This is a genomic window from Plantactinospora sp. BC1 (assembly GCF_003030345.1).
Classification (GTDB): Bacteria; Actinomycetota; Actinomycetes; order Mycobacteriales; family Micromonosporaceae; genus Plantactinospora.
Map to the genome: position 1 here is coordinate 2,136,338 of NZ_CP028158.1, position 24,443 is coordinate 2,160,780.

Genomic DNA, 24,443 nt, shown 5'->3' on the forward strand with positions numbered 1-24,443 from the left:
CACCACCTCGGGTAGCCTGTCGCCATGACTACGCGGCCAACTCGTTTCGGTGGCCGGAACGACGTGGTCCTGGCGGTGGTCCTGGATTGTTCCGACCTGGCCCGCTCGGCGACGTTCTGGTCCGGCGCGCTCGGCTACGTCGCCGAACCCCCCTCGCCGGGCCGCTACCGGCGGCTGCTGCCGGCGAACGGGGACGGCGTGGAACTGCTGTTGCAGCGGGTTCCCGAGGCCAAGCGGGACAAGAACCGGATGCATCTGGACCTGCGCGTGCCCGACCTGGAGGCAGAGCTGGCCAGGCTGCTGTCGCTGGGCGCCCGATGCCTGACCGAGCGTCCCATCGAGGAGGACGGCTGGGCCTGGCACGTGCTCGCCGACCCCGACGGGAACGAGTTCTGCGTGCTGCGGCCACCGGCGACCTCCACCGGAGCGTGAGCGGCCCCGGGGTGACCCGGCTCAGCGCCGCCTGACCCGCCCGGACCGGTCCAGCCAGTCGGCGGCCAGCAGCTCCGCGACCTTCTCGACCAGCTCGGCGGCGCGGTCCAGGCAGGCCGCCGGGTCCGGTTCGACCGAGGTGAGCGGATAGACCGCCTCGATGCCGGCACCCCGCAACCGCTCCGGGCCGACACTGACCTGACCGGCGACGGCCACGGTGGGCACGCCGGCCAGGACGGCCGCCCCGGCCACCCCGACCGGCGCCTTGCCGTGCAGGCTCTGCCCGTCCAGCGACCCTTCCCCGGTGACCACCAGGTCGGCGCCGGCCACCGCCTCGGCAAAGCCCAGCAGGTCGAGCAGCAGTTCGATGCCGGGCCGGAACCGCGCACCGAGGAAGCCGAGCGCGGCGAACCCGACCCCGCCGGCCGCGCCCGCACCGGCCCGGTCCCGGACCCGGGGGCCCGGGGCGGCGCCGCGCAGACCCGCTGCCTCGATCGCCGGCTCGGCCAGGTCGGCCCAGCGGGTCAGGCCCGCCTCCAGTACCGCGACGTCGTCGGCGGTCGCACCCTTCTGCGGGCCGTACACGGCGGCGGCGCCGGTCGGGCCGAGCAGCGGATTGTCCACGTCCCCGGCCACCACGAAGCGGGTACGCCGGACCGCCGGGTGCAGCCCGGTCAGGTCGACCCGGTGCAGGTGGCGCAGCGCCGCACCACCGGGCGACAGCTCCGCACCGCTCTCGTCGAGCAGGCGTACCCCGAGCGCGCCGACCAGCCCCGCCCCGCCGTCGGTACTGGCGCTGCCGCCGAGCCCGAGCACCACCTCGGAGCAGCCGTACGCCAGCGCCGCCCGGATCACCTCGCCGGCACCGCGACTGCTCGCGCGCAGCGGTTCGGGTACCCCGGCCGGCAGCCGGCGCAGCCCGCAGGCGTCGGCCAACTCGACCACGGCGACGCCGTCGGCGTACCCGAAGGCGGTCCGCACCTCGGCGCCGGTCGGGCCGGCGACGGAGACCGGGACCCGGCGGAAGCCGGCCGAGACCGCCGCGTCGAGGGTGCCGTCGCCGCCGTCGGCGACCGGGAAGCCGCGTACCTCGATGTCGGGTGCGGCCCGGCGCAGCCCGGCGGTCAGGTGCCGGACGACCTCGACGGCGGTCAGTGAGCCCTTGAACTTGTCCGGTGCCAGCAGCACGTGCCCCATCGGCGTGCCTGGCTAGCCGGCGGACCGGCCGGAGAGCTGCTCGACCAGCTTGAGCAGCGCGCTGTGGTCGAGGCCGCCGTCGCCCTGTGCCTTGAGCGCGGCGATGAGCTGGGCGACCACCGCGCCGAGCGGGATCACCACCCCGGCCTCCCGGGCCGCCGAGGTGACGATCCCCATGTCCTTGTGGTGCAGGTCGATCCGGAAGCCGGGCTGGAACTGCCGGGCCAGCATCCCGGGCGCCTTGCGGTCCAGGATCCGGTTGCCGGCCAGGCCACCGGCGAGCACCCTGACCGCCGCCTCGGTGTCCACCCCGTAGGCCTCGAGGAAGACGATCGCCTCGGCGACCAGTTCGATGGTGCCGGCCACGATGAGCTGGTTGGCCGCCTTCACGGTCTGGCCGGCCCCGGCCGGGCCGACGTGCACGACGGTGGCCCCGAGCACCTCCAGGATCGGCCGGGCCGCGGCGAAGTCCGCCGGCTCGCCACCGACCATGATGGAGAGGCTGCCCTCGATCGCGCCCGCCTCGCCGCCGCTGACCGGGGCGTCCAGCACCCGCACCGAGCGGGTCGCGGCGGCCTCGGCGACCTGCCGGGAGGTGCCCGGCGAGATGCTGCTCATGTCGACGTAGAGCTGGCCGGGGCGGGCATGGGCCAGGATGCCGTCCTCGCCGAGGGCGACCGCCTCGACGTCGGCCGAGTCGCGGACCATGGTGATCACCACGTCGACCTGGCGCACCAGCTCGGCGACGTCGGCGGCGACCTTGCCACCGGCCTGTTCCAGGGCGGCGTTGCGGGCCGGGCTGACGTCGTAGCCGACCACGTCGTGGCCCGCCTTGATCAGGTTGGCGGCCATCGGGCCGCCCATGATGCCGAGGCCGATGAAACCGATGCTGGTCATCTCAGCGATCCCCTTCGTTGGTCTGGTCGGCACCGCCGCCCCGGCGCTGCCGGGGCAGCCAGCCGAAGCTCTCCGCGCTCGCCCCGCTGGGCAGGTATTCCAGGCCGACCCAGCCTCGGTAGCCGGACCGGCCGAGTTGGTCGAGGTGGCCGTCGAGGTCGATCTCGCCGCTCCCCGGCTCGTGCCGGCCGGGTGCGTCGGCGATCTGCACGTGCCCGATCCGGTCGGCGTGCTCGGCGAGCACCTTCGGCACGTCGTCGCCGTTCACGGTGAGGTGGTAGAGGTCGGCGAGGAGGGCCAGGTTGCGGATGTCGCGTTCGACCAGCAACTGGTCGAGTACGGCGACCACGTCGGCGGCGGTACGCAGCGGGTAGGGCTGGGGGCCGCTGACCGCCTCGACGAGTACGGTGCCGCCGATCCGGGCGACCGCCGAGGCGGCGAAGGCGAGGTTGGCCACCGCCGTCTCCTCCTGCACGGTCGGGTGCAGGTCGGCGATCCGGTTGCCGTAGAGGGCGTTGAACGACCGGCAGCCGGTGGCGGCGCCGATCATCGCGACCAGTTCGACGTTCTCCCGGAACTCGGCGGAGCGCGCCGGCCAGGAGACCACTCCCCGGTCGCCGCCGGGCATGTCGCCGGCGAAGAAGTTGAGCCCCACCAGTTGGACGTCGGCGTCGTCGATGGCGGCGAGGAACGCCTCCACCTCGGAGGCCCGGGGCACCGGTTCGGCGAACGGCCACCAGAACTCGACGGCGTCGAATCCGGCCGCCTTCGCCGCCGCCGGCCGCTCCAGCAGCGGCAGCTCGGTGAAGAGGATCGAGCAGTTCACGTCGTAGCGGAGCTGGTGTCCGGGCACGGGCCCTCCTGCGGCTCGGCGACTACTGCTATTACCTACAGGATTCTGTATGCAGTATGGAGAAGAGTCAAGGAGGAACCACATCCGCCGAGGGTCCCGGCTCGGGGCAGTGACCTTGGGTCTTGAGTGTTTTGCTGAGCACGACGGTGAGCGATCGCCGTCGTCCGAGCGTGGCCGTCAAGTGGCATGGGGAAGGGTGTCATGGTGGATAGCGCGCGGGTTTTCATCAGTCACACCTCGGACATGGCGCAGCATCCGGATCGAGACGCGTCGTTCGTGCGAGCGACGATCGATGCGGTGAATCGGGCGCGGCTGGTGCCGGTGGATATGGCCTACTTTGCGGCCCGTGACAGTCAACCCGCAGGGTACTGCCAGGAGCAGGTCCGGTCCTGCGACGTGTACGTGGCAGTGGTGGGGTTCCGGTACGGCTCGATCGTGCCCGACACGTCGGTGTCGTATACCGAGGTGGAGTTTCAGGCGGCTACGGAGGCCGGGCTTCCGCGGCTGGTGTTCCTGCTCGACGAGCGTCCTGATCTGCCGGTGGGGTTGCTGGACGCGGACCGATCACGCATTGACGGGTTCCGGGCTCGGCTGGGCGGCGCCGGACTGATCCTGCGCACGTTCTCCACAGTGGATCGCCTGGAGTTCGAGGTGTTCCATGCCTTGACCGAACTCAACCTGGGAAGTGGTGGGGGGCCGGCGCGGGACACGCTACCTGCCGGACAGACGGTGTTCGTCGGCCGCGACGGTGAGCTGGAGCGGATTACCGCCACCGTCACCGGCGCCGCCCCCGGCAGTGGTGTGGTCGCGATCCATTCCATCGATGGAATGCCCGGTATCGGCAAGACCGCGCTTGCCGTGCATGCCGCGCGCCGGTTGGCTGGTCGGTTTCCGGATCGACGGCTCTTCGTCGACCTGCGCGGCCACACCCCGGGGCACGAACCCACCGATCCGGCCGACGCCCTCGCCGATCTACTCCGTGCCGACGGCCTCGATCCCCGCCAACTGCCCGACGGGGTGCACGCCCGCTCGGCCCTGTGGCGGGACCGGATGAACGGCAAAAGGGCCCTCCTCGTGCTCGACAACGCGAGGTCAACGGCACAGGTACGCCCGCTGCTACCCGGCACTGACGGCGTGCTGGTGCTGATCACCTCCCGGCTCCGCCTGGCCGACCTGCGCGAAGCCACCCACCTCAACCTGCACCTCCTGCCCTCGGAAGACGCGGCGGCGATGTTCCAGCGGCTGGTCCCCCGCGCCGAAGTCGAACCCGACCGGGTTGCGGAACTGGTCGAGGTGTGTGGGTTCCTACCGCTGGCGATCGCCATCACCGCGAGCCGGTTCGCCAGCCGGCCCACCTGGTCCATTGCGGACCTACTCGCCGAACTCCGCGTCGACGGGCGAATGCTGACCGTCAAGGGCGAGGACGCCACCGTACGAGCCGCGTTCGACCTTTCCTACCGCCACCTGCCGCCCGAGCGGCAGCGCTTCTTCCGGCTCCTCGGTCTGCATCCCGGCGACGAAATCGACCCCTACGCCGCAGCCGCCCTCGCCGACACCACCCTCGACCACGCCGCCGAGCACCTGGACGAGTTGTACAACGACCACCTCCTCGATGAAACGGCACCCCGCCGGTACCGGATGCACGATCTGATCCGCGCCTACACCCACAACCGCACCACCACCGCCGACTCATCCGAGGTGCGCGACGCGGCCGTAGCACGGCTGCTGGACTACTACCAGCACACTGCCGGCCGCGCCGACCGGCTGACCGCCCATCACACCCACTCCATGATCAGAACCGTGATGACGCCGGCAACGGCTCCCGTCCTGAGCGATTGGGACGCAGCCGTCGCCTGGCTCCGGGTCGAACGGGCCAACCTGCTTGCCTGCCTGCACCACGCCACGATCCGCAACGAGCACCAACAGGTGGTCGGGCTGACCGCAGGCCTCACCAGCCTGCTCCGCAGAGAAGGTCCCTGGGACACGGCAGCCGACCTGCACCAGAGGGCCGCTGATCACGCCGCGCAGATCAACGATCGACTCGGCCAGGCCAACGCCCTCACAGATTTGGCGGCCACGCATTGGCTGACCGGGGACTACCGGGGTGCTGACCACCTGCTGCGGCAGGCGCTGGACCATTACCACGAACTCGACCACGGGCTTGGACAGGCCCACGCGCTCACCCAGCTAGGGACCGTGCAGCGGCTGATCTCGGCGGACTACTCGGACGCGGAGGACCTGCTGCGACAAGCCCTGGAGATCTACCGCGCGCTCGACCACCGGCTCGGCCAAGCCCACGCCCTCACTCAGCTGGGGCTCGTACGGTGGCGGACCGGAGACTACGCAGGCGCGATCGAGGTGCTGTGTGAAGCCCTGGAGATCTACCACGCGCTCGACCACCGGCTCGGTCAAGCCACTGCCCTTTACACGCTGGGAGCCGTGCGGCGGCTGGCCGGAGACTATCCCGGCGCGGAGGACCTGCTGCGACAAGCCCTGGCCCTATCCCGCACACTCGACCACCGGCTGGGCCAGGCAAATACCATCCACCGACTGGGAAGTCTGCGGCGACTGACCGGGGACTACCAGGGCGCCGAAGATCTACTTCGACAAGCCCTGGAGCACTACCGCGCACTCAACGACCGGCTCGGCCTGGCCAGTGCACTCGCGGATCTGGGGATCGTACGGCGGCTGACCGAGCACTACCCGGACGCGGACGACCTGCTGCGCCAGGCTCTGGACCTCTACCGGGCACTCGAACACCCGCACGGTGCGGCGTATACCCTCGCCCATCTCGGAGTGGTGCGATGTCGAACTGGTGACTATGCCGCCGGTGACCATCAGCTCACGCAGGCACTTACCGCCCTGCGCGAGGTGGGCGCCCTCGACGACGAGGTCGAAGCCATCAACTACCTCGCCAGCCTACGCCGGATGTCCGGGTACCCGGACCGGGCCCACGCCCTGCACCAGAAGGCCCTCGCGGTCGCCCACGACCGCGGTTACCGCCTTGAAGAAGCACGCGCACTCGAAGGCCTCGGCAGGGCCGCCGCCGACCTCGGCGACATCGCTTCCGCCACCTCCCACCTACGGCGGGCTCTGGACCTGTACCAGGCGCTCGGCGTCCCGGAAGCCGCCCAGGTGGCGGGCGCGCTCGCGGCTCTGGACCCTCCACATCCTGACGAGACGGACGACGGCACGCCATAACGCTCGCGTCGTGCGGATGGAGAGGAGTCAAGGCAGCCCTTCCGGCGGCTTCACGCGGACCGCCGCCCAGCGGTCCGGCGATACCGTCGACCGATCCTGCACCAGGCCGGCGGGGACGACCGCCAGTGACACGGGTACCCGGCGGTTGCCGGTACGTCAAGGGGCACCTCGCCAACATCCACCGCAAGCTCCAGGTCGCAACCGGGTCGAGATCGCCATCTGGGCACACGAGAACGGCTGCACCTGAGGCGGGACCTGCGCGCGTCGTGGCCCGCGCCAGCACACGGGCCACGACGCGTCGTGCGACGGGCGGGGCGTCAGCCGGTCAGCAGCCGGGCGGCGGCCAGGGCCAGGGGGTCGAACGCATCCGGCTCGGCCTCGGCCCGGGCCAGCAACTCGGCCCGCATCCGCGGATCCCAGAACGCCCGGATGTGCTCGGCGATCGCCGCCGCTGCCTGCTCGGGCGCCTGGTGCCGGAAGTGCACGGCGATCTCGTTGGCGAGCCTGACCTGCGGCGAGGTCCCGGTGTGGGTCGACATCTCAGTCCGCCATCGCCGGAAGCCGGGTCTCCGCCACGGTCGCCCCGGCCGGTGCCGGCGGATTCTTCAAACCGACCTGCACTGCCGTCACCTTGTATTCGGGACAGTTGGTCGCCCAGTCGGAGTTCTCCGTGGTGACCACGTTCGCCCCGGTGACCGGGTGGTGGAAGGTCGTGTAGACCACGCCGACCGGCATCCGGTCGGAGAGGACCGCGCGCAGCGAGGTGGCGCCGACCCGGCTGGCCAGGGTGACCTCGTCGCCGTCGTTGATGCCCCGGACCTCCGCGTCGTGCGGATGGATCTCGAGTACGTCCTCCGGGTGCCACTCCACGTTGCTGGTCCGCCGGGTCTGCGCCCCCACGTTGTACTGGCTGAGGATCCGGCCGGTGGTCAGGATCAGCGGGAACTTGCGGGTACTCCGCTCCCGGGTCGGCACGAACGGGGTCTGCACGAACCGCCCCCGGCCCCGGACGAAGCCCTCCATGTGCATGATCGGGGTACCCTCCGGCGCGCTGTCGTTGCAGGGCCACTGCACGCTGCCCAGCTTGTCGAGCTTGTCGAAGGAGACCCCGGCGAAGGTCGGGGTGAGCGCGGCGATCTCGTCCATGATCTGGCTCGGGTGGTCGTACCGCATCGGGTAGCCCATCGCCTGGGCGATCTCGGCGACGATCTCCCACTCGTGCTTGCCGGTCTTCGGCGGCATCACCGGGCGTACCCGGTTGATCCGGCGCTCGGCGTTGGTGAAGGTGCCGTCCTTCTCCAGGAAGGAGGTGCCGGGCAGGAAGACGTGGGCGAACTTCGCCGTCTCGTTGAGGAACAGGTCCTGCACCACGACCAGCTCCAGCGCCGCCAGCGCGGCGTGCACGTGCTTGATGTTCGGGTCGGACTGGGCGATGTCCTCGCCCTGCACGAAGAGCGCCCGGAAACTGCCGTCCAGCGCCGCGTCGAACATGTTCGGGATCCGCAGCCCCGGCTCGGCCAGCAGCTCGCGCCCCCACATGTTCTCGAAGACCCCGCGTACGACGTCGTCGGAGATGTGCCGGTAGCCGGGCAGCTCGTGCGGGAACGACCCCATGTCGCAGGAGCCCTGCACGTTGTTCTGCCCGCGCAGCGGGTTGACCCCGACGCCGTCCCGGCCGATGTTGCCGGTCGCCATCGCCAGGTTCGCCATCCCCATCACCATGGTCGAACCCTGGCTGTGCTCGGTGACACCGAGGCCGTAGTAGATCGCCGCGTTGCCGCCGGTCGCGTAGAGCCGGGCCGCCGCCCGCAGCTCCTCGGCCGGTACCCCGGTGAGCTCCTCGACCGCCTCCGGGCTGTTCTCCGGCCGGGCGATGAACTCGGCCCAGCCGTCGAAGTCCTCGCAGCGCTCCTCGACGAAGCTCCGGTCGACCAACCCCTCGGTGAGCACCACGTGCGCCATCGCGTTCACCACCGCCACGTTGGTGCCGGGGGCAAGCTGGAGGTGGTGCGCCGCCTCGACGTGCGGCGAGCGGACCAGGTCGATCCGGCGCGGGTCGACGACGATCACCTTGGCGCCCTCGCGGATCCGGCGCTTCATCCGGGAGGCGAAGACCGGGTGCGCGTCGGTCGGGTTCGCGCCGATCACCATGATCACGTCGGACTTGGCCACCGAGCGGAAGTCCTGGGTACCGGCGGAGGTGCCGAAGGTCTGCTTCAGGCCGTACCCGGTCGGCGAGTGGCAGACCCGGGCGCAGGTGTCCACGTTGTTGTTGCCGAACGCGGCCCGGATCATCTTCTGCACCACGTAGACCTCCTCGTTGGTGGTACGCGAGGAGGTGATGCCGCCGATCGAGCCGACCCCGTGCCGGGCCTGGATGTCCTTCAGCTTGGCGGCGGTGTAGGAGATCACCGTCTCCCAGTCGACCGGGCGCCACTCGTCGGTGATGCTCTCCCGGAGCATCGGGGTGAGCACCCGGTCCGGGTGGGTGGCGTAGCCGAACGCGAAGCGGCCCTTGACGCAGGAGTGCCCCTCGTTCGCCCCGCCGTCCTTGTGCGGCACCATCCGGACCAGCTCGGCGCCGCGCAGCTCGGCCTTGAACGAGCAGCCGACCCCGCAGTAGGCACAGGTGGTGACGACGCTGCGGGTCGGCATGCCGAGCTGCACCACCGTCTTCTCCTGAAGGGTGGCGGTCGGGCAGGCCTGCACGCAGGCGCCGCAGGAGACGCATTCGGAACTCATGAAGTCGGTGCCGCCGGCCGACACCTTGGAGCCGAAGCCACGCCCCTCGATGGTCAGCGCGAACGTCCCCTGCACCTCGCCGCAGGCCCGTACGCAGCGGGAGCAGGCGATGCACTTGGACGCCTCGAAGTCGAAGTACGGGTTGCTGGAGTCGGTCTTCTCGTCGAGGTGGTTGGCGCCGTCGTAGCCGTACCGGACCTGGCGCAGCCCGACCACACCGGACATGTCCTGCAACTCGCAGTCGCCGTTGGCCGAGCAGGTGAGGCAGTCCAGCGGGTGGTCGGAGATGTAGAGCTCCATCACGCCCTGGCGGAGCTTCTCCAGCTTCGGCGACTGGGTGGTCACCTTCATGCCCTCGGTGACCGGGGTGGTGCAGGACGCCGGGGTGCCGCGCCGGCCGTCGATCTCCACCAGGCAGAGCCGGCAGGAGCCGAACGCCTCCAGGCTGTCGGTGGCGCAGAGTTTCGGGATGTCGATCCCGCTCAGTGCCGCCGCCCGCATCACCGAGGTGCCCTCGGGGACCGCGACGGGGTGCCCGTCCACCTCGACGGTGACGGTCGCCGGGCCGGGCCTGGCCGGGGTACCGAGGTCGGGTTCCTTCAACAGGCTCACGGTGTGGCCTCCTCGTATCGGCCGGCGGACGGCTCCCCGCGAACGGTGAAGTCGTCCGGGAAGTGCAGCAGTGCGCTGCGTACCGGCATCGGTGTCAGGCCGCCCATCGCGCAGAGCGACCCCTCGGTCATCAGCTCGCAGAGATCACCCAGCAGGGCCAGGTTGCCGTCCGGGTCCTGACCGGCGGTGATCTTGTCGATCACCTCGACGCCCCGGACCGCTCCCACCCGGCAGGGGGTGCACTTGCCGCAGGACTCCTCGGCGCAGAACTCCATGGCGAATCTCGCCATCGCCGCCATATCGACGGTGTCGTCGAAGACCACGATGCCACCGTGGCCGAGCATCGCGCCGGCGGCGGCGAAGGCCTCGTACTCCATCGGCAGGTCCAGGCCGGTCGCCGGCAGGTACGCCCCGAGCGGGCCGCCGACCTGGACCGCCCGGACCGGCCGGCCGGTGCGGGTGCCGCCGCCGTAGGTGTGGATCAGCTCGCCGAGCGTCATCCCGAAGGCGGTCTCGAAGATCCCGCCCCGGGCGACGTTGCCGGCGAGTTGGAAGACCTGGGTGCCCCGGGACCGCTCCATCCCGAGCGCCTGGTACGCCGCCGCCCCGTCGGCGAGGATCGTCGGCACCGAGGCCAGGGTCAGCACGTTGTTCACCACGGTCGGCCTGCCGAAGAGGCCGGTGATCGCCGGGATCGGCGGCTTGGCCCGGACCATGCCGCGCTTGCCCTCCAGGCTCTCCAGCATCGCGGTCTCCTCGCCGCAGATGTAGGCGCCCGCGCCGACCCGGACGTGCAGGTCGAAGCGGAGCCCGGAGCCGAGGACGTCGCCGCCGAGCCAGCCCTGCTCCCGGGCCACCGCGATCGCCTGGCGCATCGTCCGGACCGCGTCCGGATATTCGGAGCGGATGTAGACGTAGCCCTCGGTGGCACCGACCGCGTGCGCGGCGATGGTCATCCCCTCGATCAGGGTGAAGGGGTCGCCCTCCATCAGCATCCGGTCGGCGAAGGTGCCGCTGTCGCCCTCGTCGGCGTTGCAGCAGACGAACTTCAGCGCGCCGGGGGTGTCCAGCACGGTCTTCCACTTGATCCCGGCGGGGAAGCCGGCGCCGCCCCGGCCGCGCAGTCCGGAGCCGGTGACCTCGGCGACCACCTCGGCCGGGGTGAGTTCGAGGGCGCGACGCAGTCCGGCCAGGCCGCCGTGTGCGAGGTAGTCGTCCGGGGAGAGCGGGTCGGTGACGCCGACCCGGGCGAAGCAGAGCCGGGTCTGGTCGCGCAGCCAGGGCAGTTCGGCGACGACGCCCTGGCAGAGTTCGTGGTCGGCACCGTCGAGCAGCCCGGCGGCGACCAGGTCGGCGACCGCCTCCGGCGCGACCGGCCCGTACCCGATCCGGCCGCGCTCGGTGACCACCTCGACCAGCGGTTCCAGCCAGAGCATGCCGTGCGAGCCGTTGCGGACCAGCCGGACCGGCCGGCCGGCCTCGGCGGCGGCTCGCTCGATCTCGGCGGCGACCAGGTCGGCGCCGACCGAGAGCGCCGCCGAGTCGCGGGGTACGTAGACCGTCACCGGGGCCGTCATGCGTCCACCGCCTTCGTCACCAGGGCGTCCAGCCGGGCGGGGGTGAGCCGCCCGTGCACCCGTTCGTCGATCTGACCGGCCGGGCCGAGCGCGCAGTTGCCCAGGCAGAACACCTGCTCCAGGGTGACCGAACCGTCCGATGTGGTCTGTCCTACCTTGACGCCCAGGGTCCGCTCCGCGTACGCGACGAGCTGCTCGGCGCCGACCGACTGGCAGGCCTCGGCCCGGCAGAGCTTGACCACCGTCCGCCCGGCGGGCTCGGCCCGGAAGTCGGTGTAGAAGGTGATCACGCCGTGCACGTCGGCACGGGAGATGTTCAGCTCGCTGGCCAGCACCGGCACGACGTCGGAGTCGACGTAGCCGAACTCGGCCTGGATCCGGTGCAGGATCGGCAACAGCGCACCGCGGTCACCACGATGCGCCGCGACCAGCGCGCGCACCCGATCCGTCACCGAGGGGTCCGGACTGGCCACGGGGATCCCACCTCCACTCGCGCCTACTGGACCTCCACCATACGTCGCCTTGGATACCGTATGCAATATCGCCGGGAGACGCCCCCCGAGGAGGGGTGTACCAGTTGATCAATTTCCAGTATCGCCTGCGGAAAGGCGTTCCGACAGAGGGTGCTCCACTCCGGACGGCGGCGCCGGTGTCGCGGCCGGGCCGGAATCCCGGCGACGGCAAGCCTCCCAAGTGCGGGTTGATCCGCCATAGCGACACAGCAGACGCCGATGGTGGCCGACACCGGCGGCTCCCCCGATCGCGGGCAGCCCGCCGCCGAGCGCGACGTCGCCGGAGACTCCCCGGATCAGCCGACCGTCGGGCTGCGCCGCTCCAGAAGCACCACGTCACGCCACTTGCCGTGGTGCCGCCCGACCCGCTCCCGTACGCCGACGACCCGGAAGCCGGCCCGCTCGTGCAGGGTGAGGCTGGCGGCGTTCTCCGGAAAGACCCCGGACTGGATCGTCCAGATCCCGGCGGCCTCGGTCGAGGCGATCAACGCGTCCAGCAGCGCACGCGCCACTCCCCTGCCCTGGGCGGCGGGATGGACGTAGACGGAGTGTTCGACCACCCCGGCGTAGACGGCCCGGGTGGAGACCGCGCTGACCGCGACCCAGCCGAGCAGCGTACCGTCGTCGTCCACCGCCACCAGCCGATGCGCGGCGAGCCGACCGGCGTCGAACGCCGGCCAGCTCGGCGCGACGGTCTCGAAGCTCGCCTGTCCGGTGTCCAGCCCGGCCTGGTAGATCGCGAGCACGGCGGCGGCGTCGCCCGGCTCCATCGCCCGGATCCGCATCAGCGGCCTCCGGCCGGCGGCGGGGCGGACCTGCCCCGCACCGCGTCGGCGTGGGCGTCGGCCATCTCCACCCTCGTCGTCAGACAGCGATAGACGGTGACACCCTATCCGAGGCGGGTGCGCGGCGTCAGTCGGTGAAGTGCGGATTGCCGGCGGTCAGCCGGAGGGTGAAGGCGCCCGGGCTCCGGTTGATCGACACGTGGTTGCACGACTGGTAGGTGATCCACAGGCCGAGCCCGCCCGCGCCGCCGTCGGCCGCCGGCAGCAGCCCGGCGAAGGGGTCCGCCGGGCCGCCTCCCTCGTCGCTGACCGCGACCACGATCCGGTCCACGCCGGCCCAGAGCCGGAACCGGACCGGCGGACGGCCGTGCCGCAGGGCGTTCGTCACCGTCTCGCTGACCGCGACGACCAGGTCCTCGACCTCCTCGATCGGGAGCACCCCGGAGTCGGCCTGGTAGACCGCCTGCCGGGCCCGGGTCGGCGACGGGTCGACGAGTTCGACGAGCGGCGGCGTCCGCTGGATCGGATCGGGCAGTGCCGCTCGCTCCTCGGTCAGGTACGCCTTCGGCTCGGTGTACGTCTCGCTCGGCCGGCGGCCGTCGGCGGTGACCACCCGGGGGTGGGTACGCAGCACGTCCTCGAGCACCGGCGCCGGAGTGATCCGGGTGTCGTACGCGCACATGCTCCAGAGCGGGAAGCTGTCGTACGCGTGGTTGATCGCCGACTCGTAGCGGGCCCACCAGTCCCAGGTCGCGCCGAGCGCGGCCCGGGGCACCTCCCCGATGATCCGGATCTGCCGGGCGCCCTCGGCGACGTATCCGGCCAACATCCGCTGGTAGGACCGGATCGCGACGGCCGGGCGGGCGTAGAGGTCACCGCCGGGCAGGAAGGTGACGCCGGAGCCGGCCGGCAGCGCGGCCCGGACCAGCGCCCCGGTCCGCTCGCCGAGGGAGACCACCGTCGGCTCCCCGGCCGAGACGCCGCCGAGCAGGAACGGCAGCACCACAGCGAGGAGTTCGTCGTCGGAGTGGTATGTCACGGCCTCGTGGTAGTAACCCTCGTGGCCGGCGGCGGCGCCTGTCCTCATCGGGCCGCCTCGACCCGCACCCCGGAGAGCCCGAGCATCTCCACCAGGCGGGCGGCGGCGCTCCACGGGGTCCGCAGCACGGCGGTGGCGTCCCGGCCACCGGCGTAGTCGTGCAGCCGGGTGAGGCAGTTGTGGTCGATGAACCGCAGGTCGCCGGCGCGCACCACCAGCTCGCCGTCGACCGGGTTCAGGTCGGCGTGCTCCAGGGCGGTGGCGAACATCTCGTGGTTGAGGGTGTCCAGCTCCCCCGCCAGCGCGGCGGCGCCGTCGCCGGGATGGCAGGCGTAGAGCCGGAACAGGACGTCCGGGACGTTGCTCACCGGGTGCAGGCAGGCCAGATCGGCGACCGTCCGGTCACCCAGCTCGGGCCGGTGGTAGGCGCACATCGCCGAGAGCGGCCGGACACGCATGTAACGGTCGATCACATGCTCGTAGCGGGCGAACGCCGCGAGCTGGGCCGGAGTACGCACCAGCGACGTCGCGTCCGCCACGACCCGCAGCCCGGTGTAGCCGGCGGCCAGGGCCGCCTCGGTCGCGGCCGTGTAGCGGCGTACCTGCTCCATGGGGTCGATGACGTCGCCCGGATAGGTCGAGTCGAGTGCGACCACCTCGGCGGCGCCCCGCCGCAGCGCGTCGGCGAACTCGACCAGCCCGGCCAGCCGCTCGACGACCGGCTCCGGCTTCCCGGGCAGGACATACCAGACACGCTCCCCGGCGGCCAGCCCCTCGGCGAGGAACCGCCGGGCCCGCTGGTCGAAGGCCGCCGGATCGTCGTAGGACCAGCAGACATGACCGTACGGCGCATCCGTACGAAGGTCGATCATGCTGGCTGCCACATCCGAGAGTGTAGTTCGGGCGCGCCCGACGGTCATCCGCCGGGTAACCGGCACGTCGCCCTCCGGTCGGCCCCTGACCTGCCCCGTCGACCGGGTTTGCCGCCGCGACGCCGGGGTAGCCGCCTGTCTGCTAGCACCGTCGCCGGACGGAAGGGGCGTGCGATGAGCGGTCCGGGACAAACCGTCGGAAGTCAGCCGTGGCTGCACCAGCACGACGGGCGGATCCAGGAGTTCGGCACCGTACGGCAGTTTCCGCTCGGGCTCTCCTCGAACGCCCGGATGTACTCCTGCCAGCGGCTCAACCAGGTGCTGGCGGACACCCAGATCCTGTACGCCCTCTACAAGAAGCACCACTGGTTGATGCGCGGCCCCACCTTCTACCAGCTCCACCTGCTGCTCGACAAGCACGCCGGCGAGCAACTGGCGCTCGTCGACATGCTCGCCGAGCGGGTGCAGACGCTCGGCGGGGTGGCGGTCGGCGATCCCCGGCACGTCGCCGAGATCACCCGGATCCCCCGGCCGCCGGACGGCGCCGAACAGGTGCCGGTGATGCTCTCCCGGCTGCTGGAGGCGCACGAGACGATCCTGATCGACGTACGCGACGCCGCCGGGCGGGTGGCCGAGGCGGGTGACGACGGCAGCAACGACCTGCTGGTGTCGAACGTGCTCCGCACCGGTGAGTTGCAGGCGTGGTTCCTCGCCGAACACCTGGTCGAGGTACCGCTGGCCCGGAGCTGACCACCTGGTCGAGGTGCCGTGGCCCGGCGCTGACATCAGCTCGGATAGACCTCCAGCTCGGAGAGCTGCCCGGCGGGCCAGCCGGTGTTGCCGGTGAACTCCAGCCGGACGTACCGGGTCGGGGTGGCCGGGAAGGTGACCGTGACGGTGTTGCCGGCGGCCGGGTCGAACCGGCGCGGTGCCGATGCCGACAGGGTGCCGAAGGAGTTGCCGTCGGTGCTGCCGCGTACCGCCAGGGTCTGGGTACGGGCGCCCCAGGCGGGCGAGGGCGGCAGCCTGAGCACGAGCCGCCCGACCGCCGTACCCGCCCCGAGGTCGACCTGCACCCACTGCGGGAAGGCGTGGTTGGGGCTCTCCCAGTAGCTGTCCGGGTTGCCGTCGACGATGTTGCCCGAGCCGTAGTGCTGGACGTGCCCGCTCTCGGCGGTCGGCCGGCCGCGCGCCAGGTTGGTGCCGGGCTGCGGACCGGGCCCACCACCGGCGACCGGCGGGGTGGGCCGGACCGGGGTCAGCGGGAGCTGGCCCTTGAGCATCCGGCCACCGTCGGCGGTGATCCGCAGGTAGTAGTCGGAGGAGCAGAACGTGCCGTCCTCGTCCAGCGCCCGGATGCCGGCGCCGGCCGGGGTGCTCGCCTGGGTCTCGCTGGTCTTGGCGATCTGGTTGCCCTCGTTGAACTCGTCGAACATCGAGACGTAGAGGCCCTGGGCCCCGAGCCGGATCATGTTGTAGAGGTGCCGCCAGTAGAAGTCGCCGTGCCGGCGGTGCCCCGCGGAGAGGTCGCCGGGCATCACGCACGGCTGGTAGTCGATCCCCCGGGCGTCGCAGTCGGCCTGGTCGGGCCGGTTGACGTTGGTGTAGAACCAGTCCAGCCCGTCGAGGGTGCCGGTGCGGCCGACCATCCACGGCGAGATCATGTTGAACGCGTGGTAGACGTCGAGGAAGCCGGGCCGGGAGTCGTTGATCCCCTCCCGCCAGTACGTCGGCACCCCGCCGATCACGTAGCAGCCCTGCGCCTTGAACCAGTTGACCACGTCCAGGCAGGGTGCCGGCGGGAACGGGCGGCCGGGGTCGTTGAAGCCGAAGCCCCAGACGCAGACGACGGGCCTGCCGTTCTGCCGCGCGTACGCCGGTGAGGAGGTGTGCGCCGACATCTTCGTCGACCAGTCGGTCTTGATCTCCGTCTGGAAGTTCGTCCAGCTCGTGACGTCGTACATGATGTAGTACTTGCGACCGAACCGTTCGGCGGCGGCCCGGACCTTGGCCGCCATCGCGTCCCGGGTCGGCCCCTCGTCGCCCATCGGGTTGAAGCGTTGCAGCGCGGCGGTGTCGCAGTTGTGCTCGCGCATCCACCGGAAGTGCGTGTCGACGGTCTGCTGGTCGTAGGAGGAGAAGAGTTCGGCCGGGGCGCCGTTGCCGAGGTTCGGGTATGCGGTGGGATAGCGCCGGTCCAGCTCGCGGAGGTCGGGCCAGGAGACGATGGTGGTGTTGGCCGGCGACGGCGGCTGGAACCGGTCGCGGCTCCAGTGCCACCAGCCGCCGATCGGTGCGCCGTCGCCGGGGCAGGCGAACCAGCCCTGGTAGCCGACCGAGATCTTGCCGACCACGTCGCCGGGCGGGCTGGCCGCGCCGGCCGGGCGGGTCATCGCCGTGAGCAGTTCGGTGGTGGCGACGGCGGCCAGGGCTCCGCCGGCGGCCGTGGAGGTCAGGAATCGTCGGCGTGGTAGCGCCATGGCTGCCGCTCCTCGGGGGGAAGGGATGCGGATCGATGCCTCAGCCTGCCAGGACACGACTCGCTCTCGCAATAGTTCGACACCAGCGTGAAAAATTATAGTGTCGAGCAGAAAGAAGGGAACTTCCTCTGTTCAGCCCCGGCCCGACCGCCGGCGCCGCCGGGGTTCGATCCGGGCCCGCGCCCGGGCGATCTTGACCGCCCGGGTCAGGGTCTCGATGTCGTACGCGCCGTAGTGCCGGCGGTCGTTGATGAAGAAGGTCGGGGTACCGGAGACCCCGCTGATGTCGGCCGAGTCCACGTCCCTGGCGACCCGGGCCGCGTGCTCGTTCGTCCTCAGGTCCGCCTCGAACTGCTCCCGGTCGAGGCCGAGTTCGCCGGCGAACCCGATCAGGTCGTCGATGCGCAGCCGGTCCTGGTGGTCGAACAGCAGGTCGTGCATCTCCCAGAAGGCGCCCTGCGCGGCCGCCGCCTCGGCCGCCTCCGCCGCGAGCTGTGCCTGCGGATGGACGTCCGTCAGCGGCAGGTGCCGCCAGACGTAGCGCAGGTCGACATCGGTCAACAGCTCGCGCACCGCCGGTTCGGCCTGACCGCAGTACGGGCACTGGAAGTCGCCGTACTCGACAACGGTCACCGAGGCGTCCGCCGGACCGCGGACATGGTCCCGGCGCGGGTCGACCGGCGGGACGAGGTCGAGGAGCTGGTCCGCGTCGCCGAGCAGCGCCCGGGTCCGCTGCGGCTTCGGCAACGCCGAGGTGATCCGGAAGACGACCCAGGTGAGCAGGGCGGCGACCAGCGAGGCTGCCAGCACCCCGACCTTCGCCTCGGCGAGCTGGTCGTCCTGGAAGGCGAGGGTGGCGATCAGCAGCGACAGGGTGAAGCCGATGCCGGAGATGGTGCCGCTGGCGAGTACCCCGGCCCAGCCGACCGCCGGCCGGATCCGGCCACCGGTGATCCGGTCCACCAGCCAGGAGACCCCGACCACCGCGACCGGCTTGCCGACGACGTACCCGAGGAAGACGCCGACGGTCACCGGCGCGGTGAGGGCCCGGGCGAGGAAGCCGGCGTCGAGCACGATGCCGGCGTTGGCCAGACCGAAGAGCGGGACGATGAGGAAACTCGACCACGGGTGGTAGATCCGCTGGAGCCGGTCGTTCGGCGACAGGGTACGGGTCAGCCCGACCGTGGCACTGCGGGCCAACTCGGCGGTGGGCTGCTCCCGGAAGAGCTTGAACAGGCCGCTGGCGTACTCCAGGGCACCCCGGGCCGGCGAGTACGCGGTCGCGGTGAGCCCGATGGCGAGCCCGGCCACCACCGGCTCCACGCCGCTGGCCAGCAGCGCCGCCCAGAGCGCGACGCAGAACGGCAGGTAGACCAGCCCGCGCCGCACCCCGAGCGCCCGCAGCCCGAGCAGTGCCGCGAAGAGCCCGATCGCCACCCCCAGCGGCACCACGGAGACGTGCTCGGTGTAGACCACCGCGATGACGACCAGCGCCACCAGGTCGTCGACCACGAAGACGGTCAACAGGAAGATCCGCACCTGGTCGGGTACGCCGCGCCCGAGCAGCGAGATCAGCCCGAGGGCGAGCGCGGTGTCGGTGGACATCGCCACACCCCAGCCGTGCGCGCCGGGACCGCCCCGGTTGACCAGCAGGTAGATCCCGACCGGGATCACCATGCCGAGCACGCCGGCCGCGAGCGGGAGCACGAACCGCCGCCGGTCCCGCAGGTCGCCGAGATCGAACTCCCGGCGCGCCTCCAGCCCCACCACCAAAAAGAAGATGGTCATCAGGCCGCTGTTGACCCAGGTACGCAGGTCGTGCGCCACGCCGACGCCGTCGAGCCGGATCGACAGCTCGGTGCCCCACACCGCCTCGTACGACGAGTTGTCGACGTTCGCCCAGACCAGCGCCGCGACGACGGCCGCGACCAGTACGCCGGAGCTGCCCGCCTCGGTACGCGCGAACCGCCGCAACGGCGCGGCGATGTCCTGGGCCCACGCCGTCCGACCGGACATCCGGGACGAAGGCCGCTCGGTCACCGGTATCCCCCGTCCGGTCAGCTATCCCCACTGCCGGGCACGAACCCGACGGACGGCCCGCCGGACCCGGCCCGCACGGCCCCGCACCCGAGTGCCCGCCGCCGGGAGTGTCGACTCCCCCGAGATTTACCACGTTCTCCCCGGTCACCTGGGCCGCTCCGCCGAACCCCGGCGGGAATCCGCACCCCGCGCCGGTGGTTGTGCCGGACGGAAACCGGCGGAGCAGCCGCCGGTACGAGGCGGAGGAGAGCAGTCATGAAGGTCCGCAGCTCGCTCCGGGCGTTGAAGCAGAAGCCGGGCTCGGTGGTCGTACGCCGGCGCGGCCGGGTAGTCGTGATCAACCGCGCCAACCCGAGGTGGAAGAGCCGCCAGGGCTGACCCGAGCGTCCCGGCGCGTCAGTGACGCGGTGGATGTGGCGTCGGTGACGCGGGGTGGATATGGCGTCAGTGACGCGGTGGATATGTCAGTGACGCGGGTAGATATATTGTGACCGTTCCACCACACTGCGCAGGTCGATGACCGCGAGCCATGGAGGACGGGTGACCGACCGGTCGGGCGAACGATCGCCGGGGCTGTCGCACCGGGAGGTGGCCCGGGTGGAGACCGTCGCCGAACTGGCCGCACTGCTGCGTCAACTCCGGCGTCGGGAGGCCCGGCTGGAGGGGGTGAGCCCGCTCACCTACCGGGAGCTGGCCGCCAAGACCGGCTGGTCGCGGGGCATCCTCGGCGAGTACTTCGCCGGCCGGGTGCTGCCACCCACCGACCGGTTCGACATCCTGATCCGGCTGCTCGGCGCCACCCCCGGCGAGCAGGGCGCCCTGGCCACCGCCCGGGACCGGGTCGAGGAACGACGCCGTTCCGCCGCGACGACGGTCACCCCGGCGGTCCCGTCCTCGCGCCAGCTTCCGCCGGCCGTGCCCGGCTTCGCCGGCCGGGCCAGCCAGCTCGCCGCACTCGACCGGCTGCTGGAGGCGGACCCGGCCGCGCCGGTCGCACTGATCACCGCCGTCTCCGGCACCGCCGGGGTCGGCAAGACCGCGCTGGCACTGCACTGGGCACACCGGGTCGCCGACCGGTTCGCCGACGGGCAGCTCTACCTCAACCTGCGCGGCTTCGACCCGACCGGAGCCCCGGTCGGCCCGGCCGAGGCGATCCGTACCCTGCTGGACGCCCTCGGGGTGCCGCCGCAGCGCATCCCGACGACCCTGGACGCACAGGCGGCCCTCTACCGGGGGCTGCTCGCCGAACGGCACGTCCTGGTGCTCCTCGACAACGCCCGGGACGCCGACCAGGTGCGCCCGCTGCTGCCCGGCGGTCCCGCCTGCCGGGTACTGGTGACCAGCCGCAACCAGCTCGCCGGTCTGGTCAGCACCGGAGGCGCCCGGCCGATCACCCTGGACCTGCTGACGAGTGCCGAGGCCCGGCAGCTGCTGGCCGCCCGGATCGGTCCGGCCCGGGTGGCGGCCGAACCGCAGGCCGTCGACGACATCATCACCGCCTGCACCCGACTGCCGCTGGGCCTGGCGATCGTGGCCGCCCGGGCCGCCCTGCACCCCGAGTTTCCGCTCGACGCGCTGGCCGGGGAACTCCGCGACGCCCGGGGCGGACTCGCCGCCTTCGCCGGCAGCGATCCCGCCTCCGACGTACGCGCCGTCTTCTCGTGGTCGTACCGGGCACTCGGCCCCGAGGCAGCACGGCTGTTCCGGCTGCTCGCCCTGCATCCCGGGCCCAGCGTCGGCGCACCGGCGGTGGCCAGCCTCGCCGGCCTGCCACCGTCCCGGGTCCGGCCACTGCTCGCCGAGCTGACCGACGCCAACCTGGTCGCCGAACAGGGCCCCGGGCGGTACGCCTGTCACGACCTGCTGGTCGCGTACGCGGCCGAACTGACCGCCGGGGTCGATCCGGAGCAGGAGCGGCGGGCCGCCACCGCGCGGGTACTCGACCACTACCTGCACACGGCGCACGCCGCGGATCGCCGACTGGACCCGCACCGTGACCCGATCCCGCTGCTCACCGCCTCGCCCGGCGTCACGCCGGGGCAGATCGCCGACCACTGCGCCGCGCTGGCCTGGTTCGACCTCGAACTGCCGGCGCTGCTCGCCATCGCCGAGGAGGCCGCCGCCGCCGGACTCGACCGGCACCTGTGCCGGCTGACCCGCACCATGGCGCACGTGATGGAGCGGCGCGGGCACTGGCACCGGTGGGCGGCGGTGCAGGAACTCGCCGTGGCGGCGGCCCGGCGGCTGAGCGATCCGGCCGAGGAGGCGCACGCCCGGCGCAGTCTCGGCCGGGCCCAGATCCACCTGGGACAGATCGACCGGGCCGTCGACCACCTGGACACCGCACGCGGGCTCTACCGGCTGGCCGCCGACCGGCTCGGCCAGGGCCGGATCCAGTTCGACCTGAGCTGGATCGCGGTCCGGCAGAACCGCTACCCCGACGCGCTGCGGCACAGCCGGGAGGCGCTCGAACTGTTCACCGCCGCCGGCAGCCGTTCCGGACAGGGCCGGGCGCTCAACAACATCGGCTGGTGCCTGAGCTGGCTCGGACACCACGAGGAGGCTGTCGAGTACTGCCGCCAGGCCCTCGACATACTGCTCGAACTCGACGACCGGTTCGGTGCCGCCGACGGCTGGGACAGCCTCGGGCATGCCCAGCACCAGCTCGGCCGGTACCGGGAGGCGGCCGAGTCGTACCAGCACTCGTACGCGCTCTGGCGGGAACTCGGACACCGCTACCAGGAGGCGGACCTGCTCACCCGGCTCGGCGAGACCCAGTCGGCGATCGGTGACCTCGACGCCGCCTCGGATGCCTGGCACCGGGCGCTGGACATCCTGGACGGCCTCGACCACCCGGACGCCGAGCAGGTGAAGGCCCGCCTCGACCGGCTCGGCCGGACACCGCGCCGCTGACCCGTCCCCCGGCTTTCCCGCCTCGATCGCCCCCCGCATCCCGGGTCGGCCCGACGGCCGCTGCGGGGTGCCGGGCCGACGGGTGGCCACGTCGGCCCGGCCCACCCGGACACCCCCTCGTCGTCCGGGCCACCCGGTGTGCGGGACCGACTTTGCCGCCCGGCGAGGCCCCAGGGGCTGGATCTTGGACCGGGTTGGACACCGTTGGACAGCACCGCCCGGCACGGCCGTCGCTGCCGCCTCCGCCGGACCGGCCACCGAACGGGCGGTGTCGGACGGTCTACGCCGGGTAGTCCGTCGGGCCGGCCCACCCGCGCCCGCACCGGGCACGGCGTCGGCGACCGGTAGGGGCGAAGTGAGGAGCGAGGGTGCGGTCCGGCGACCCGGATGAGCAGAGCCCGACGGTGGACCGGCGACAGCCCGGACCGTACGCGCTGCGCGAGTATGCGCTGCTCGCCGACGGTCACCGGGGTGCGCTCGTCGACCCGGCCGGGAACGTGAGCTGGCTCTGCGCCCCGCACTGGGACAGCCCGGCCGTGTTCAGCAGCCTGCTCGGCGGTGCCGGCCACTACAGCATCGTCCCGACCGATCCGCGCTTCGTCTGGGGCGGGTACTACGAACCCGACTCCCTGATCTGGACCAGCCGCTGGGTCGGTACCGACGGGATCATCGAGTACCAGGAGGCACTGGCCTTTCCCGCCGACCCGTCCCGGCTGGTCCTGCTGCGCCGGATCCGGACGCTCGGCTGCCCGATCCGGCTCTCGGTGTGGCTGGAGCCCCGGGCGAACTTCGGTCGGGAGCCGCTGCGTGACCTGCGTACCGTCGACGGGTCGTGGACGGCCCGCACCGGCCCGCTGCACCTGCGGTTCACTGCCGACGCCCCGTTCCGGCCGGTCGGCGACGGCGCACTGGAGGGGGTACTGAGCCTGCCGGCCGGCGGCCGCCACGACCTGGTCCTGGAGGTCTCCACCGCGGCGCTCGACCAGCGGGTGCCGGACCCGGACGAGACGTGGCGGACCACCGAGCACGCCTGGCGGTCGGCGGCCGTGCCGCTCACCGGCTGCCTGGCCCGCCGCGACGCCCGGTTCGCGCACGCGCTGCTGCGCGGGATGACCCGGCCCGGCGGTGGCCTGGTCGCCGCCGCCACCACCTCGCTGCCCGAGCGGGCCCGGGCGGGACGCAACTACGACTACCGCTACGCCTGGATCCGCGACCAGTGCTACGCGGGCCGGGCCGCCGCGACCGCCGGTGACCACAACCTGCTGGACGGTGCGGTCGCCTTCATCCGGGACCGGCTGCTCGCCGACGGCGCACGGACCGCCCCGGCCTACACGGTCGCCGGCGCACCGGTACCGGCGCAGGAGGCGCTGCCCTGGTTGCCCGGCTATCCGGGCGGCACGGTGCACACCGGCAACCTGGTCCGCGACCAGTTCCAGCTCGACGTCTTCGGCGAGTGCCTGCTGCTGCTCGCCGAGGCCGCCCGTCGGCAGCGGCTCGACCTGGACGGCTGGCGGGCCGTCGAAACGGCCGTCGAGGTGATCGGGAGGCGGTGGCGGGAGCCCGACTCCGGGATGTGGGAGCTGGAACCGCGGCAGTGGACGCACTCCAAGCTCACCTGCGTGGCCGGGCTGCGCGCGGTGGCCCGGCTGGCACCGGCGGCTCAGGCCGGGCGCTGGGCGGGCCTCGCCGACGCGGTACTGGCCGACGCCGGGCGGCACGGTGTGCATCCGTCCGGCCGCTGGCGCCGCTGCTACGACGACGACCGGGTCGACGCGGCGCTGCTGCTGCCGGTGATCCGGGGCGCCGTCCCGGCCTCCGACCCGCGCGCGGTCGCGACCCGGCACGCGGTCCTCGACACCCTCGCCGAGGACACCCACCTCTACCGGTTCCGCCCGGACGAGCGCCCGCTGGGCCACGCCGAGGGGGCGTTCCTGCTCTGCGGCTTCCTCGCCGCCCTCGCCGCGCACCAGGCCGGGGATCCGGTCGGCGCGGCGCGCTGGTTCGAACGCAACCGCTCCGGCTGCGGCTCGCCCGGCCTCTACAGCGAGGAGTACGACGTACCGCAGCGGCTGCTCCGGGGGAACCTGCCACAGGCGTTCGTGCACGCGTTGCTCCTGGAGACGGCGGTGACGCTGAGCGACGCCGCCGATGACGCGGACCGGCGCTGACCCCACCCGACGCGCACGGCCAGCGACGCTCACGGGCGGCGGGCCTCACGGGCGGCGGGGCTCACGGGCGGCGGCGGTCACGGGCGACGGCGCTCACGGCCAGCACCGGTCACGGGCGGCGGC

The 24,443-nt window shown here is 72.3% G+C and carries 18 protein-coding genes; 6 read left to right on the plus strand and 12 right to left on the minus strand.

All coding sequences use genetic code 11. The annotated features are described in order from the left end of the window. The first annotated feature begins 24 nt into the window (after positions 1–24). Positions 25–432, plus strand: a complete 408-nt coding sequence (locus C6361_RS09055; RefSeq protein WP_199853304.1) for a VOC family protein — start codon at positions 25–27, stop codon at positions 430–432. A gap of 21 nt (positions 433–453) precedes the next feature. Here the strand turns inward: C6361_RS09055 and C6361_RS09060 are convergent, their stop codons facing one another. The 3 genes from C6361_RS09060 to C6361_RS09070 are packed head-to-tail and all read right to left on the minus strand — an operon-like array spanning position 454 to position 3,379. Then, on the minus strand, positions 454–1,629 hold the full coding sequence (locus tag C6361_RS09060; protein ID WP_107267455.1) for a glycerate kinase: 1,176 nt from the start codon (positions 1,627–1,629) through the stop codon (positions 454–456). 12 nt (positions 1,630–1,641) lie between these two features. Next, positions 1,642–2,526: a 2-hydroxy-3-oxopropionate reductase gene (locus tag C6361_RS09065; RefSeq protein ID WP_107267456.1), complete on the minus strand. Its 885-nt coding sequence runs from the start codon at positions 2,524–2,526 to the stop codon at positions 1,642–1,644. 1 nt (position 2,527) lies between these two features. After that, the gene (locus C6361_RS09070; protein WP_234359421.1) at positions 2,528–3,379 is read right to left on the minus strand and encodes a hydroxypyruvate isomerase family protein; all 852 of its coding nucleotides are present in this window, start codon (positions 3,377–3,379) and stop codon (positions 2,528–2,530) included. A gap of 201 nt (positions 3,380–3,580) precedes the next feature. Here C6361_RS09070 and C6361_RS09075 point away from each other — a divergent pair, with 201 nt between their 5' ends. Beyond that, positions 3,581–6,580 (plus strand): tetratricopeptide repeat protein, encoded by a 3,000-nt coding sequence (locus C6361_RS09075; protein WP_159079258.1) that lies wholly within the window; start codon positions 3,581–3,583, stop codon positions 6,578–6,580. Positions 6,581–6,897: 317 nt separating this feature from the next. Here C6361_RS09075 and C6361_RS09080 read toward each other — a convergent pair whose 3' ends face one another. From C6361_RS09080 to C6361_RS09110, 7 genes are all read right to left on the minus strand, one after another. Then, entirely contained in the window at positions 6,898–7,119 is a 222-nt protein-coding gene (locus C6361_RS09080; RefSeq protein ID WP_107257122.1) for a formate dehydrogenase subunit delta, read from the minus strand. A 1-nt stretch (position 7,120) separates the two neighbouring features. Beyond that, positions 7,121–9,934 carry a formate dehydrogenase subunit alpha gene (gene fdhF / locus C6361_RS09085; protein WP_107267458.1) on the minus strand — a complete coding sequence of 938 codons (2,814 nt, stop codon included), beginning with the start codon at positions 9,932–9,934 and terminating at the stop codon, positions 7,121–7,123. Next, positions 9,931–11,511: an NADH-quinone oxidoreductase subunit NuoF gene (locus C6361_RS09090; protein WP_107267459.1), complete on the minus strand. Its 1,581-nt coding sequence runs from the start codon at positions 11,509–11,511 to the stop codon at positions 9,931–9,933. The genes fdhF and C6361_RS09090 overlap by 4 nt, the downstream gene beginning before the upstream one ends. Beyond that, positions 11,508–11,984 carry a formate dehydrogenase subunit gamma gene (locus C6361_RS09095; protein WP_199853305.1) on the minus strand — a complete coding sequence of 159 codons (477 nt, stop codon included), beginning with the start codon at positions 11,982–11,984 and terminating at the stop codon, positions 11,508–11,510. The genes C6361_RS09090 and C6361_RS09095 overlap by 4 nt, the downstream gene beginning before the upstream one ends. A gap of 335 nt (positions 11,985–12,319) precedes the next feature. Next, entirely contained in the window at positions 12,320–12,808 is a 489-nt protein-coding gene (locus tag C6361_RS09100; protein WP_107267460.1) for a GNAT family N-acetyltransferase, read from the minus strand. A 127-nt stretch (positions 12,809–12,935) separates the two neighbouring features. Further along, the gene (locus C6361_RS09105; protein ID WP_107267461.1) at positions 12,936–13,895 is read right to left on the minus strand and encodes a sensor histidine kinase; all 960 of its coding nucleotides are present in this window, start codon (positions 13,893–13,895) and stop codon (positions 12,936–12,938) included. Next, positions 13,892–14,731 (minus strand): MEDS domain-containing protein, encoded by an 840-nt coding sequence (locus C6361_RS09110; protein ID WP_234359422.1) that lies wholly within the window; start codon positions 14,729–14,731, stop codon positions 13,892–13,894. Before C6361_RS09110 ends, C6361_RS09105 begins: the two co-directional genes overlap by 4 nt. A 162-nt stretch (positions 14,732–14,893) precedes the next feature. Here C6361_RS09110 and C6361_RS09115 point away from each other — a divergent pair, with 162 nt between their 5' ends. Continuing rightward, positions 14,894–15,469: a Dps family protein gene (locus tag C6361_RS09115; RefSeq protein ID WP_107257128.1), complete on the plus strand. Its 576-nt coding sequence runs from the start codon at positions 14,894–14,896 to the stop codon at positions 15,467–15,469. A 35-nt stretch (positions 15,470–15,504) separates the two neighbouring features. On the opposite strand, the gene C6361_RS09120 is transcribed toward C6361_RS09115, so the two are convergent. Further along, the gene (locus tag C6361_RS09120; protein ID WP_107267463.1) at positions 15,505–17,199 is read right to left on the minus strand and encodes a discoidin domain-containing protein; all 1,695 of its coding nucleotides are present in this window, start codon (positions 17,197–17,199) and stop codon (positions 15,505–15,507) included. A 132-nt stretch (positions 17,200–17,331) separates the two neighbouring features. Further along, positions 17,332–19,215: a Na+/H+ antiporter NhaA gene (nhaA, locus tag C6361_RS09125; protein ID WP_107267464.1), complete on the minus strand. Its 1,884-nt coding sequence runs from the start codon at positions 19,213–19,215 to the stop codon at positions 17,332–17,334. 279 nt (positions 19,216–19,494) lie between these two features. Here nhaA and C6361_RS09130 point away from each other — a divergent pair, with 279 nt between their 5' ends. From C6361_RS09130 to C6361_RS09140, 3 genes are all read left to right on the plus strand, one after another. Then, the gene (locus C6361_RS09130; RefSeq protein WP_107267465.1) at positions 19,495–19,617 is read left to right on the plus strand and encodes a 50S ribosomal protein L36; all 123 of its coding nucleotides are present in this window, start codon (positions 19,495–19,497) and stop codon (positions 19,615–19,617) included. A 162-nt stretch (positions 19,618–19,779) separates the two neighbouring features. Then, complete coding sequence (locus tag C6361_RS09135; protein WP_159079259.1) at positions 19,780–22,152, plus strand: tetratricopeptide repeat protein; 2,373 nt, start codon at positions 19,780–19,782, stop codon at positions 22,150–22,152. A gap of 368 nt (positions 22,153–22,520) precedes the next feature. After that, positions 22,521–24,320 (plus strand): glycoside hydrolase family 15 protein, encoded by a 1,800-nt coding sequence (locus C6361_RS09140; protein WP_234359424.1) that lies wholly within the window; start codon positions 22,521–22,523, stop codon positions 24,318–24,320. The last annotated feature ends 123 nt before the right edge of the window (positions 24,321–24,443 follow it).

Bases quoted from the DNA above. Each gene is read 5' to 3' on its own strand.
- C6361_RS09055 (WP_199853304.1), top strand. From the start codon at position 25: ATGACTACGCGGCCAACTCGTTTCGGTGGCCGGAACGACGTGGTCCTG.
- C6361_RS09060 (WP_107267455.1), bottom strand. From the start codon at position 1,629: ATGGGGCACGTGCTGCTGGCACCGGACAAGTTCAAGGGCTCACTGACC.
- C6361_RS09065 (WP_107267456.1), bottom strand. From the start codon at position 2,526: ATGACCAGCATCGGTTTCATCGGCCTCGGCATCATGGGCGGCCCGATG.
- C6361_RS09075 (WP_159079258.1), top strand. From the start codon at position 3,581: ATGGTGGATAGCGCGCGGGTTTTCATCAGTCACACCTCGGACATGGCG.
- C6361_RS09080 (WP_107257122.1), bottom strand. From the start codon at position 7,119: ATGTCGACCCACACCGGGACCTCGCCGCAGGTCAGGCTCGCCAACGAG.
- C6361_RS09090 (WP_107267459.1), bottom strand. From the start codon at position 11,511: ATGACGGCCCCGGTGACGGTCTACGTACCCCGCGACTCGGCGGCGCTC.
- C6361_RS09100 (WP_107267460.1), bottom strand. From the start codon at position 12,808: ATGCGGATCCGGGCGATGGAGCCGGGCGACGCCGCCGCCGTGCTCGCG.
- C6361_RS09105 (WP_107267461.1), bottom strand. From the start codon at position 13,895: ATGAGGACAGGCGCCGCCGCCGGCCACGAGGGTTACTACCACGAGGCC.
- C6361_RS09115 (WP_107257128.1), top strand. From the start codon at position 14,894: ATGAGCGGTCCGGGACAAACCGTCGGAAGTCAGCCGTGGCTGCACCAG.
- C6361_RS09120 (WP_107267463.1), bottom strand. From the start codon at position 17,199: ATGGCGCTACCACGCCGACGATTCCTGACCTCCACGGCCGCCGGCGGA.
- nhaA (WP_107267464.1), bottom strand. From the start codon at position 19,215: ATGTCCGGTCGGACGGCGTGGGCCCAGGACATCGCCGCGCCGTTGCGG.
- C6361_RS09130 (WP_107267465.1), top strand. From the start codon at position 19,495: ATGAAGGTCCGCAGCTCGCTCCGGGCGTTGAAGCAGAAGCCGGGCTCG.